Consider the following 12,605-nt stretch of genomic DNA (forward strand, 5'->3'; position numbering starts at 1 on the left):
TGTATATTATTTTTTTAGAGATTTGAATTAGTTTGGACTAACTGCAGGACCGCCTCCTGCAGGCGGAGGAGTTACTGTTGCTACAACATTATTATCAGGTGAAGTTTGCTGAGTTTGATTTTCAGCTCCGTCTGGACCTGCTGCCGTAGGCGTCGCTTCAAGCGATGCGGTAAGAACCACAGTTTCCATCTCTGGTGCGGCGGCGATTACAGCTTGACTAATCAAGTCAGACAACTCTGGTTTTGCCTGCATCAGAGCGATCAAAATAGATGAAACCAATTCTTCTTTTTTAGCTACATCAAGTGTTGATTTTGAAATCGATGCAATGATTTCAGCCACAACTGCTGGCAACTCTTCATCAGTAGCATTCAAAATCATATTATACTGCTCATCACTAAGCTGAAGCTGTTGCTCCTCACTCAATCCAGCAATTCCATTCTGCACTGACGTTAATGCTTTTGTGTCTGCAAATGCATTCACAGAAACCAATCCTAAACTCGCGGCTAATGCCAATATTGTCTTACGCATATCACTCACCTTCAAAACTTTTAAAACAATCACTAAAAATTCAAAACAGAAGACCTATAAAGAATTACTATAGTCTTGATTATAAACATTTGATATTGAAAAACAATTATATGTTTATATTTTTTCCTTGCTTTTTTCACGTAACAAAGTAAGTAGTTTTCAAAACACCCAAACAACCCTTTATCAAACTAAATTATAGCTTCACGCACCATACTAAAAAACACAATTTAATATGTATTAATACATATTAAACAGACTCAAACTGCCACATAACAACAAAGATATTTGAATCAAACGTTCCAGACACTCAATCCACCTACAAAAACTAGACCAAGTTCTCAAAGAAAATTTTCTGCTATAACTCTACAAATAGATAAGCGAACGACAAATACATAAAACCACGAAACATGGCTAACAACGAAATAAAAAAAGGAATCAAAAGAAAATTGGTACGACCGAGTGGATTCGAACCACCGACCCCCACCATGTCAAGGTGGTGCTCTAACCAACTGAGCTACGGTCGTACTATAGATAAGCGTAGAAGCTTAATTGAATTGGTACCAGTGGGCGGACTCGAACCGCCACGGTGTCACCACCAACGGATTTTGAATCCGTCATGTCTACCAATTTCATCACACTGGCACTGAATTGTGGCGCGTATGTTAATCATTCCCCCCACAGCTGTCAAGCAAGTTATAAGTAAAAACGACATCTATTTAACAAACTATTAAAGTCGTGATCTACAAAATCTATGCTAACACAGTAATTAAAAACCTAGCTACCTCGCTAAACAGTTGAAAAATAAGGGGCATTCAGTAGAATATCGCGTTTTTCAGGCTATGCCTAACTCCACCCATTTTTGAGAACTGTCAGTGAAACGCCAAGACTTCCATTTTGAATTACCCGAAGAGTTAATTGCGCAACAACCTGCTAAAGAGCGCCGCGGTAGCCGTCTACTCGTAATGCAACCCGACGGCGGCATTGCAGACAAAAGCTTCCCAGATATTTTGGACTTTATTGAGCCGAATGACTTGCTGGTCTTTAATAATACTCGTGTTATTCCGGCGCGCCTGTTCGGTAAGAAAGAAAGCGGTGGAAAAGTCGAGTTTTTAATTGAACGGGTAATCGATGAAAAAACCCTGCTGACGCATATTCGCTCAAGCCGTTCGCCAAAAACCGGTGCAAAACTAACCATTGAAAACGCTTTTGATGTTGAAGTAATTGGTCGTGAAGAGGCATTATTTAAAGTACAGGTCATTAATAATGATTTGAGTGCTCTGGAGTTGATAGAAGAACACGGCCATATGCCATTGCCGCCCTATATCGAACGCCATCAAGATGAAGACGGCGATAGCGCTGAAGACAAAGAACGTTACCAAACCGTATATGGTTACAAACCCGGCGCGGTTGCAGCGCCGACTGCTGGGCTGCATTTTGATGATGAGTTAATGCAAGCCATTAAGGACAAAGGCGCGCAAATTGGTTTTGTCACTCTGCACGTTGGCGCCGGCACCTTTAAACCGGTACAAGTGGATGACATTAAAGAACACGTCATGCACTCGGAATACTTAGAAGTGGATGAGAACGTGGTTGAGCAGATTAAAGCCACCAAAGCTAACGGCGGCCGCGTAATTGCTGTCGGCACCACCTCAGTGCGCTCATTAGAAAGTGCCGCTAAATACTCGGATGGCGAGTTGCAAGCCTATCGCGGTGAAACCGACATTTTCATCACTCCTGGCTATCAATTCCAAGTGGTCGATGTTCTGCAAACCAACTTCCACCTGCCGGAGTCGACCTTAATTATGTTGGTTTCAGCACTGGCTGGCTATGAGCGCACCATGAGCGCCTACCAACATGCAGTAGAAAATAAATACCGATTTTTCAGTTATGGGGATGCGATGTTAGTGCACCCTGCCAATGCTAAATAAGAAGACAGAATATGGAATTTGAACTAGACAATACCGACGGCCGTGCGCGCCGTGGCCGTTTAAAATTTGCCCGCGGCGTAGTCGAAACGCCTGCATTTATGCCAGTGGGAACTTACGGTTCGGTAAAAGGCATGACACCAGAAGAAATTGAAGCCACCGGCGCACAGATTATTTTGGGCAACACCTTTCACCTCTCGCTACGCCCGGGGACGGATATTATCGAACAGCATGGCGACTTGCACGACTTCACCCACTGGCAAGGTCCGATTTTGACTGACTCCGGCGGCTTCCAAGTTTTCAGCCTTGGTAAGATGCGCAAAATCAAAGAAGAAGGCGTCACTTTCCAAAGCCCGGTTAACGGTTCAAAAATCTTTATGGGGCCGGAAGAGTCGATGGAAGTTCAGCGCAAGCTTGGCTCAGATATCGTGATGATTTTTGACGAATGCACACCCTACCCTGCCGACCATAAAACCGCACGTGAATCAATGGAACTGTCGATGCGCTGGGCAAAACGCTCTAAAGAAGCGCACGGCGACAACCCTTCGGCACTATTCGGCATTGTGCAAGGCGGAATGTATGAAGACTTGCGCATTATTTCAGCCGAAGGCTTAAAAGAAATCGGGTTTGACGGTTACGCTATCGGCGGTTTATCGGTGGGTGAGCCTAAAGATGAAATGATGGCGACACTGGATTACACCGAACCGCACCTACCGAAAGACAAACCGCGTTACTTAATGGGCGTGGGTAAACCGGAAGACATTGTTGAGGCGGTTCGTCGCGGGATTGATATGTTCGACTGCGTTATGCCGACCCGTAATGCGCGTAACGGTTTCTTATTCACCCGTAAAGGCGTGGTCAAGATTCGTAATGCGGTGAATAAAACCAGTTTGGAACCGTTGGATTCTGAATGCCAGTGCTACACCTGTAAAAACTATACTCGCGCTTACCTGCACCATTTAGATAAGTGCCGCGAGATTCAAGGCGCGCGCCTGAACACCATCCACAACCTGACCTATTATCAAGACTTGATGAAAGGTCTGCGTGCGGCGATTGCCGAAAACCATCTGGATGCCTTTGTGCAAGAATTCTACGACGGTATCGGCCAGCCAGTTCCACCGCTTACTGCATAAGACAAAAAGAGATTTTGCTCCACGACTAAAGTTAATAATGCTACGCCTATCTTCAGTGAAAACGGATCAGAATCTACGTCATTCCCGCCTGCGCGGGAATGACGTAGATTTTAGATAGAGAGAATGACTTGGGGTTCGGTAACGGCATATATTTGCACTATTAAAGCCAGTGACTTCTTTATAGCAAACAGTAAAATCCTCCCGAAAACATCGTCATCCCCGCGTAGGCGGGGATCTCTTGCCTAATCAATTAAATAATTTCACCCCATAAATCACGCCAATTAGGATTCATTTCGTTAATCAATCGGTCTTTCCAGCCTCTATTCCATTTCTTCAACGCTTTTTCTCTCGCAATCGCGGCATACATATCTTCAAACTGCTCAAAGTAGACCAACTTGTGAACTTTATATTTTTTAGTAAAGCCTTCTACAAGATTATTTTTGTGCTGATAGACTCTTTGCACTAGGTTTGAGGTGACACCAATATACAAGACGCTGTTCGTTTGATTAGTCAAAATATAAACAGTCGGTACTTTCATAAACTCTTAGTCCATCCTTTAAAAGAGAGCGCCTGATTTCTAACCACATTCAAGGGCGACGATCATACCTATAGTGAGAACAACAGCAAGCTCATAGATTCCCGCCTACGCGGGAATGACGTAGATTTTAGATAGAGAGAATGACAAGCTTTAAACTACAGAAACATTCTGGGGTTAATACTGGATTCACTTAATTCAAAAACACCTTCATCCCCGATTCCAGCCGAGGGACAAAATCTTTTAATATTTCTGACGAGTAATCCCTTGCGACAACCATTTCGAAGCCAGCAAGGCGGTGCTCATCCCTAGCAATGCTGCGAACATCCATACCCAGCCGTGCAGACTTCCGGACACGATTCCGCTGAAAAAACCACCAACATTACAACCATAGGCAGTCACTGCACCAAACCCCATTAATCCGCCCATTGCCGGATCTTTAACTACAGTTTGCAACGGCTTGATCTTTGCACATTTCTTAGTGGCTAAGCCAGAACCATCCATTGCTCTCGATTGCCACCAAAACGCTAAAAAAACGCCGAGTAACATACCGACTGCCACCACAACAATGGAATCCTGTAGCAGTGGTTTCGCTAATGACAATTCATTTTGAGCGGTGAAATCCCAAAATTCCCATTCAATCGGCAAAGCAAAAACTTGCATGGTCAGAATTCCAAGCTTCGGAAAAATCCAACTCATCGCCCAAGGCGCTTGATTGACCAAAAGCAGTACGAAATTCAATAGCGCCAGCAAAACACCTGCCCATAAAAATGGCGACATTTTGCTTATCAAAGGTTTAACCTTTCCATACGCCTTAGACTCTTGCCGATGCAAGTACAGGTACAAAAAACCGAGAACCGTTAAATGTGCAACCAATCCAACAAACCAAGGTAACTGCAACGCCATAGAAAAACTCGGCAAACTAGCTAAGTTCTGCCACCAATCGGCCAAGGCTGCGGCAATGGTGCCGCCAATCACCATCCACAGAAATACCCAATAAAAACGCAGATTCAGGGTTCCCATATGCCGAATCGTTCCGGAAGAACAACTGCCGACTAACGCCATCCCGATACCAAACAAAAAAGCGCCGATTAATACATTCAAGCCGACAGGACGAATCGCGCCATGCAAATCCGGCAAGAGCGCTAAAGCAGGAAAGAACAATATTCCACCAACCGCCAGCATCAATAGATGAGAACGCATGCCAACCGTGTTTTTCTCGACCAATGCATTACGCCAAAAATTGGCGAAACCAAAACTAAAATACTGAAATACCAAACCAATCAATACACCGATCAACAGCAATACTGGCCGCTCGACAAACATTGCCTCCGCGAAAAAAACCGCAACAAACAACAACCAAACCAATGTTCGATGCAGTCCAGAATTCATAAAAGCGCTTCTCAGTGAAATAGCGAACCCCATCACAATATCCCTTATACAATTGCGTGTATTGTAGAAGCATTGACCTGCTATTTGCGTTTCTGAAGAAGTTTTTTGTAATTCAAATTTTAGATAGGGGAATAACTTTGCCGCATACAAAAACACAGCTCATATCGGTACCAGCGAGTAAATCGCGGAAAAGAACGCATTATTTAAGGATTTTTTAATTTAGCTGTGCCAAAATACATCGGTTTAATTTTTACTATTTGAGACTTTTAGGAGAAATCTATGAGCTTTTTTATTAGCGACGCTATGGCAGAAGGTACCGCAGCAGCACAAGGCGGTGGCTGGGAAGGCCTAATTCCGCTAGTTCTACTGTTTGTGGTGTTTTATTTCTTATTGATTCGCCCACAACAGAAAAAAGTTAAAGAGCACAAAAACCTGGTTGAATCGCTAAAGAAAGGCGACGAAGTGGTCACTTACGGTGGCATGCTAGGTAAGATTCGCGAAATCAACGACAGCTTCTGCGACCTAGAAATCGCTGACAACGTTGTTGTAAAGGTTGAACGTCAAAACATTGCGCGCCTACTTCCTAAAGGCACCATGCGCGGCGAATAATTCCAAAAAGCAAAAGGGGCAAATCAGCCCCTTTGTTGTCTATACAATGCTATTTCTACGCTGTTTCAACAGATAATTTCTTTCTTCATAAACAGCGATCAATCCCGGAAAGCAATCTATGTTTCAAACACAACAAAAAGTGATTAGTAACCAGTATCCCGCGTGGAAATACCTGTTACTGATAGTGATTACCGTGCTCGGTATCACCTACGCCATGCCAAATATTTTTGGCGACGATCCTGCTGTACAGATCTCTCCGGCCAAGTCGGTCGAGTTTAACCAACAGACTCAACAGCAAGTTGCCGGCATTCTGCAAAACGCCAATATTGACGTTAAATCTTCGGTATTCGAAAACGGTAAATTCTTAATCCGTTTCACCAATACCGAAGATCAACTGAAAGCCAAATCCCTGCTTAAAGAAGAGATGGGACGCACGGCAGTGGTCGCCTTAAACCTTGCTCCGGCAACACCGGCTTGGTTGAGCGGTGTCGGCGGTCAACCAATGTATCTTGGTCTTGACCTGCGTGGCGGGGTGCACTTTTTGATGGACGTTGACATGGAAGCGGCGGTAGAGAAAGCCTACCAACGTAATGTTGACGAAATTAAAGGACTGCTACGCGAACAGAAGGTTCGTTACTTACCGTTTGAAGCAGAAAAAGACAAGATTGAAATCCCTTTTGCCTCCGACGAGTATTTCCAAAGCGGCCTTCAAGCGCTGCAAACTGAGTTCGCTGATCGCTTCATTATTGCGCCGGATGACGCCGCTGCGAAACCAAGTGTAATGCTGACTTTCAGTGACGCAACTATTGCCGAAACACAAAAATACGCACTGCAACAGAACATCACCACCCTGCGTAACCGTATTAACGAGTTAGGTGTTGCCGAGCCGGTAATTCAACAGCAAGGTGACCGTCGTATTGTCGTGCAACTTCCGGGGGTTCAAGATACCGCGCGTGCTAAAGAAATTCTTGGGGCGACAGCAACGCTTGAATTCCGCATGGTAGATGAAAAAGGGGATGCGGAACGCGCCGCGAAAACCGGTTTTGCACCGAGCAACTCAACTTTGCAACACTTCCGTGACGGCCGCCCGATTCTGCTACAACGCCAAATTATCGTTTCCGGTGAGAATGTCGTAAACGCACAATCGAGCATTGACCCGCAACAAGGCTCGCCAATGGTTAGTGTCTCGCTTGACGGTGCCGGCGGGCGTAAGATGTTGGCGACAACCAAGAAAAACATCGGTAACCGCATGGCGGTATTGTTTATCGAAAACCGCGTCGAAACGATTGAGGTAAATGGCGAGAAAGTTAAGAAACGAATCACCACTAAAGACGTTATCAATGCGGCGGTCATTCGTGGGCAGTTCGCCGACCGCTTCCAAATTACCGGACTGGACTCTCCTCAAGAAGCCCAAGACTTAGCTCTATTGCTTCGTGCCGGAGCTCTAGCCGCACCAATGGAAATCGTTGAAGAACGTACTGTTGGGCCAAGCATGGGGCAAGACAATATCAATCAAGGCTTTATGTCAGTAGTAATCGGTTTTGTACTGGTGTTGATCCTAATGGTATGGCGCTACAAGTTCTTCGGCATGATTGCTAACTTCGCGTTAATGCTGAACTTGGTGATTATCATTGCCGTACTTTCCATGTTACAAGCCACCCTTACCTTACCGGGTATTGCCGGTATCGTTTTGACAGTCGGTATGGCCGTCGATGCCAACGTGCTGATTTTCGAGCGTATTCGTGAAGAGTTGAAAAACACCTCAATTCAGAGCGCGATTTATGCCGGTTACGAGAAAGCATTTGTCACCATCGCCGATGCCAATATCACCACCCTGCTGGCGGCATTGGTGCTGTTCAGCTTTGGAACCGGGCCGATTAAAGGCTTTGCCATCACCCTGTCTATCGGGATTTTAACCTCGATGTTTACTGCCATCTTAGGCACCCGCGCTATTATCAATTGGTATTACGGTAATAAGCGTGTTGAGAAACTATCGATTTAGGAACGGATATGAGTACTGCGACTGAAACGAAAATGATTAATTTTATGGGTCAACGCTTTTTGGCGGTGGCTCTGTCAGCGGTGATGATTATCGCTTCTTTAGCCGGTCTGTGGATGAAAGGCTTGAATTTTGGTATCGACTTTACCGGTGGTACCTTAATTGAAGTCTCCTACCCAAAACCGGTTGATTTAAACAACCTCCGTCAAGATTTGGCCGATGCCGGATTTGAAGAAGCCGTTGCCCAACACTTCGGTGCCGCCGAAGATGTATTGATTCGCATCGCGCCACGTGACGGCATGAACTCGGCACAATTAAGCAACCAAGTCATGGATTCTCTAAAGGCCGCCAGTTCAGAACCGATTGAACTGCGCCGTGTTGAATTCGTCGGCCCGCAAGTCGGTGACGAACTGACTGAAGATGGCGCTCTAGCGGTTCTTTACGCTCTGTTCGGCGTCCTGATTTATGTTGCCTTGCGTTTCGAGTGGCGTTTCTCGCTTGGTTCGGTGGCTGCGTTGGTGCACGACGTTGTGATTACCCTTGGGGTTTTTGCATGGACACAAATGCAATTCGATCTGACTGTTGTTGCCGCTCTGCTTGCGGTCATCGGTTACTCGCTCAACGATACCATCGTTGTATTTGACCGTGTCCGTGAAAACTTCCGCACCATGCGCGAGCCGGATCCGGTAGAGATCACCAATATCGCGGTCAACCAAATGCTCTCACGAACCATTATGACCTCCCTAACGACCTTAGTGGTATTGCTGGCTTTGTTCTTCTTAGGCGGTGAAGTCATCAGCGGTTTTGCAGCGGCATTGATTGTCGGTGTCGTGGTCGGTACCTACTCTTCAACCTACGTTGCCTCTGCATTTGCATTGATGCTAGGCGTATCAAAAGAAGACCTGATGAAACAACCGAAGGAAGAGCGTGATAGCGAAACTGACGAAGCAGAGCTACAACGTATATTCTTGGAACAAGAAGCCAAGCGTGAAGCTAAGTTAGCGCAGAAGGGCATTAAAGAAGATGAATAAAACTCTCTCTTGAACACCATAAAAAAATTCAGTGCTTAAAATATAGGTAAATTCTTTTTACACTTTAAAGAAACTGATACATTTAAAGGCGGCTACTAAGCCGCTTTTTTATTGGCGGCGCAAAGATAAATAAAGAATAAAGGGCATTGCTTATGCAAGCAGCAAGCCTCCAAAAGCTTGAAAATGCAAGATCTCTAGCCGAGCAATTGGCAGAGTTTATCCAGCATCCACAATCAAACCAAAAACCTAGAGCACAGCAGCATACGCCGGCGACAATAGATACTCTCGAAAAATCCGAGGCCGCAGCGCATGCCGCCTTTGCAGACAATGATAGCGACACGGCAATAGATACGTCCCAACCAACGCAGAAAGTCTCAACCTCAACAAGCAATAAAGTCATACTCGGTGCACAGTTTGATTCGGCAAAACGCCGTAATGAAACTCGGATCAGTGCATTTGAACTCGCGCTCTGGCGCAACCGTTTATGGCTCAATCCGTTTTTAGCTTTATCGCTACTGTTATGGCTGCCTTTTGTATTAGAACTGTTTACTGAACAGCTTTGGATTAACCTTTCTGCCCTCGCCGCCATCGGGCTGTTTGAATACCAATTCACCCGCACCATCTGTCGAGTATTACACACCGTCAAAGCGCCTCTATGGCAAAAGTTTTGGCCACTCTATATGCTACGTCGCGGCATCATTGTCGGTAGCGTGCTTCTGCTTTTTGGCGCCCTCGCGCCAAGTAATCTGCCATTCTTCAGCATCTATCTCGGTTTTGTCGCTCTGTATTGGCTGTACCAAGTCGCACAAGTTTTACAGCGTCGACAGGCGCAAAACAGACAACTTCGACATCATAACTACCAAAGCGAGGCAAAAGCATGAATTCCGCCAACTCCGCTGTTGCCATTGACGATGTAAACGAACGCCAACAAGCGTCACCGAATTTATTGGCCGATGCTCTAGTAATGTACAACGAGCTATACAGCTCGATTCATCATTCCGAAGAGAAGATTAGCTTTCCCTATCAAGATGAATGTCTGTTAAAGGCGCTTTACCAGCAAGCCTTACATGGTGACTGCAAACGTATAAAAATTGCTGGACAGAGCTTATTCGAACGGCATAAACAGGACGTCTGGAAAACACTCAAAGGCATGCCTCGCGAAGACGCCACCGAGCTGTTTCTACAAGAAATTACTCGACTGCAAGAACAGTTATTCCCGGAACTGGGCGATCCCCTGACAGATAAACCTAATGACGACAAAACAGCGCAATCATTAAAAAAGCTATATTTAGCTCAACGCTTCTAACTTTTTTGCCTGAGTAGTGCCTTAAGCGAACAATAGCCATGTTGTTCGCTTATTTTTTACCCAGCCCTGTCGCACTCTTTGCCAAGCCTTAATCTCACTTGTATAATACGGCTCTTTTCTCCAAGCCAAATCATTGCTAAGCGGTTGATATTTAAATGTCTTTACATCTCGAAACCACCAAGCGTCGCACTTTTGCGATAATTTCTCACCCGGATGCCGGTAAAACCACCGTTACCGAAAAACTGCTGTTATACGGCGGCGCCATTCAGATGGCCGGTGCAGTAAAAAGCCGCAAGACCGATCGCGGCGCAACCTCCGACTGGATGAAGATGGAGCAAGAACGTGGAATCTCGGTGGCTTCATCCGTGATGCAGTTCCCTTATAAGGGTGCGATCATGAATCTCTTGGACACTCCGGGGCACGAAGATTTCTCGGAAGACACTTATCGTGTTCTGACCGCGGTGGATTCAGCACTAATGGTTATCGACGTGGCAAAAGGTGTCGAGGATCGTACGATTAAACTGATGGAAGTCTGTCGCCTGCGTACTACGCCAATCCTGACCTTTATCAACAAGCTTGACCGCGAAGGTAAAGAGCCGATTGAACTATTGGATGAAGTCGAAGAAGTATTAAATATCGCCTGTGCACCAATGACTTGGCCTATCGGCATGGGCAAACGCTTTAAAGGGATTTATCACCTTTATAACGATACCGTTCGTATCTTTGCTCAGGCCGAAGGACAAAAAGCCTCGGAAGGTGAGTTAATCGATGGCTTGGACAACCCTCGTCTGGATGAACTGCTTGGGTCACAAGCCGAAGAACTTCGTGACGAAGTGGAGTTAGTGCGCGGCGCCAGTCATGAATTTGATTTGGAGCTGTTTTTAGCCGGTGAACTAACGCCGGTATTCTTCGGGTCGGCCGTCAATAATTTCGGTCTACAAGAATTACTAGACGGCTTTGAAAAATACGCTCCGGCACCAAAAGGACGTGAAACTGATGACCGCTTCGTTGAAGCCGAAGAAGACAAGCTAAGCGGTTTTGTTTTCAAAATCCAAGCCAATATGGACCCGAAACATCGTGACCGAGTCGCTTTTATGCGCATCGTTTCAGGTAAATACAACGGTGGTATGTCGATGCGACACGTCCGTATCGGAAAAGACGTTAAGGTATCGAAAGCGATTACTTTCCTTGCCAATAAACGCGACCATGCCGAAGAAGCCTATCCGGGCGATATTATCGGTCTGCACAATCACGGCACCATAAAGATCGGCGATACCTTCACCCAAGGCGAAGAACTGAAATTTACCGGTATTCCAAACTTTGCGCCGGAACTATTCCGGCGAGCACAGTTAAAAGATCCGATGAAAATGAAAGCTCTGCAAAAAGGTCTACAACAGCTTTCCGAAGAAGGTGCGACCCAGCTATTCCGTCCGGTCAATAACAATGATTTGATTCTCGGTGCGGTTGGTGTGCTGCAGTTTGAAGTAGTGGCACAACGCCTGAAAGACGAGTACAACGTTAACTGTATTTTCGAGCAGGTCAACGTCAATACCGCCCGTTGGGTAATCGGCGACCAAGCAGAAATCGATAAATTCACTAAAAAGGTCACCGAGAACGTCGCTTACGATGCTGCTGACCAGCTGGTGTATATCGCGCCAACCCGCGTTAATTTATCGTTGATTGAAGAGCGCTGGCCGGAACTACAATTTGTGGCAACACGAGAACACTAACAAGCCTTAACAGCAAAACAGAACAAAGCCGGAGCGTAAAACGACTTCGGCTTTTTTCGTTCTATTACCATCTTATTATTTTCGGGCAATAAAAAAGCCCGCTGAGTCATCTCAAAGCGGGCTTTCTAATGGCTCCCCAACCTGGACTCGAACCAGGGACATACGGATTAACAGTCCGGTGTTCTACCAACTGAACTATTGGGGAATGATTTGCTCAAAAAGAGCAGGTTAAGAAATTCATCTCAACCTAAAATTTGGCTCCCCAACCTGGACTCGAACCAGGGACATACGGATTAACAGTCCGGTGTTCTACCAACTGAACTATTGGGGAAAAATACTTCAAAACGGTAATTCGTTTTGATGTGGTGCGTATTATATTGAGTGCAAAATTCAATGCAAGTATTTTTTTAAATTTAT

At 45.6% G+C, this 12,605-nt stretch carries 11 protein-coding genes and 4 tRNA genes; 8 read left to right on the top strand and 7 right to left on the bottom strand.

Going from position 1 to position 12,605, the window contains the following annotated elements; genetic code table 11:
* Nucleotides 1-27: 27 nt before the first annotated feature.
* From J3998_RS02110 to J3998_RS02120, 3 genes are all read right to left on the bottom strand, one after another.
* Nucleotides 28-528 carry a hypothetical protein gene (locus J3998_RS02110; protein WP_208147189.1) on the bottom strand — a complete coding sequence of 167 codons (501 nt, stop codon included), beginning with the start codon at nt 526-528 and terminating at the stop codon, nt 28-30.
* A gap of 447 nt (nt 529-975) precedes the next feature.
* Nucleotides 976-1,052, bottom strand: a tRNA-Val gene (locus tag J3998_RS02115).
* A gap of 31 nt (nt 1,053-1,083) precedes the next feature.
* Nucleotides 1,084-1,170 (bottom strand) — tRNA-Leu (locus tag J3998_RS02120).
* A gap of 230 nt (nt 1,171-1,400) precedes the next feature.
* Here J3998_RS02120 and queA point away from each other — a divergent pair.
* Complete coding sequence (gene queA / locus J3998_RS02125) at nt 1,401-2,456, top strand: tRNA preQ1(34) S-adenosylmethionine ribosyltransferase-isomerase QueA (protein WP_208147197.1); 1,056 nt, start codon at nt 1,401-1,403, stop codon at nt 2,454-2,456.
* Nucleotides 2,457-2,467: 11 nt separating this feature from the next.
* On the top strand, nt 2,468-3,586 hold the full coding sequence (gene tgt / locus J3998_RS02130; RefSeq protein WP_208147200.1) for a tRNA guanosine(34) transglycosylase Tgt: 1,119 nt from the start codon (nt 2,468-2,470) through the stop codon (nt 3,584-3,586).
* 250 nt (nt 3,587-3,836) lie between these two features.
* Here the strand turns inward: tgt and J3998_RS02135 are convergent, their stop codons facing one another.
* Both J3998_RS02135 and J3998_RS02140 read right to left on the bottom strand, forming a co-directional pair.
* Nucleotides 3,837-4,124: a GIY-YIG nuclease family protein gene (locus tag J3998_RS02135; protein ID WP_208147202.1), complete on the bottom strand. Its 288-nt coding sequence runs from the start codon at nt 4,122-4,124 to the stop codon at nt 3,837-3,839.
* A gap of 240 nt (nt 4,125-4,364) precedes the next feature.
* Nucleotides 4,365-5,513, bottom strand: a complete 1,149-nt coding sequence (locus J3998_RS02140; RefSeq protein ID WP_208147204.1) for a YeeE/YedE thiosulfate transporter family protein — start codon at nt 5,511-5,513, stop codon at nt 4,365-4,367.
* Nucleotides 5,514-5,792: 279 nt separating this feature from the next.
* Between J3998_RS02140 and yajC the strand changes: the two genes are divergently transcribed.
* The 6 genes from yajC (at nt 5,793) to J3998_RS02170 (ending at nt 12,188) form a co-directional block, all read left to right on the top strand.
* Nucleotides 5,793-6,122, top strand: coding sequence for a preprotein translocase subunit YajC (yajC, locus tag J3998_RS02145; RefSeq protein WP_208147206.1), 330 nt, complete (start codon nt 5,793-5,795; stop codon nt 6,120-6,122).
* A 118-nt stretch (nt 6,123-6,240) separates the two neighbouring features.
* On the top strand, nt 6,241-8,124 hold the full coding sequence (secD, locus tag J3998_RS02150) for a protein translocase subunit SecD (protein ID WP_208147207.1): 1,884 nt from the start codon (nt 6,241-6,243) through the stop codon (nt 8,122-8,124).
* A gap of 8 nt (nt 8,125-8,132) precedes the next feature.
* On the top strand, nt 8,133-9,152 hold the full coding sequence (gene secF / locus J3998_RS02155; RefSeq protein WP_208147209.1) for a protein translocase subunit SecF: 1,020 nt from the start codon (nt 8,133-8,135) through the stop codon (nt 9,150-9,152).
* A 152-nt stretch (nt 9,153-9,304) separates the two neighbouring features.
* Complete coding sequence (locus tag J3998_RS02160) at nt 9,305-10,033, top strand: hypothetical protein (RefSeq protein ID WP_208147211.1); 729 nt, start codon at nt 9,305-9,307, stop codon at nt 10,031-10,033.
* Nucleotides 10,030-10,458: an acyl-CoA-binding domain-containing protein gene (locus J3998_RS02165; protein ID WP_208147213.1), complete on the top strand. Its 429-nt coding sequence runs from the start codon at nt 10,030-10,032 to the stop codon at nt 10,456-10,458. The genes J3998_RS02160 and J3998_RS02165 overlap by 4 nt, the downstream gene beginning before the upstream one ends.
* Before the next feature lie 155 nt (nt 10,459-10,613).
* On the top strand, nt 10,614-12,188 hold the full coding sequence (locus J3998_RS02170; RefSeq protein ID WP_208147215.1) for a peptide chain release factor 3: 1,575 nt from the start codon (nt 10,614-10,616) through the stop codon (nt 12,186-12,188).
* Nucleotides 12,189-12,317: 129 nt separating this feature from the next.
* On the opposite strand, the gene J3998_RS02175 is transcribed toward J3998_RS02170, so the two are convergent.
* Nucleotides 12,318-12,393: transfer RNA gene (locus J3998_RS02175), tRNA-Asn, on the bottom strand.
* 50 nt (nt 12,394-12,443) lie between these two features.
* A tRNA-Asn gene (locus J3998_RS02180) sits at nt 12,444-12,519 on the bottom strand.
* Between the last annotated feature and the right edge of the window lie 86 nt (nt 12,520-12,605).

The sequence above is a fragment of the Thiomicrorhabdus marina genome, from assembly GCF_017571465.1.
Taxonomy (GTDB): Bacteria; Pseudomonadota; Gammaproteobacteria; order Thiomicrospirales; family Thiomicrospiraceae; genus Thiomicrorhabdus; species Thiomicrorhabdus marina.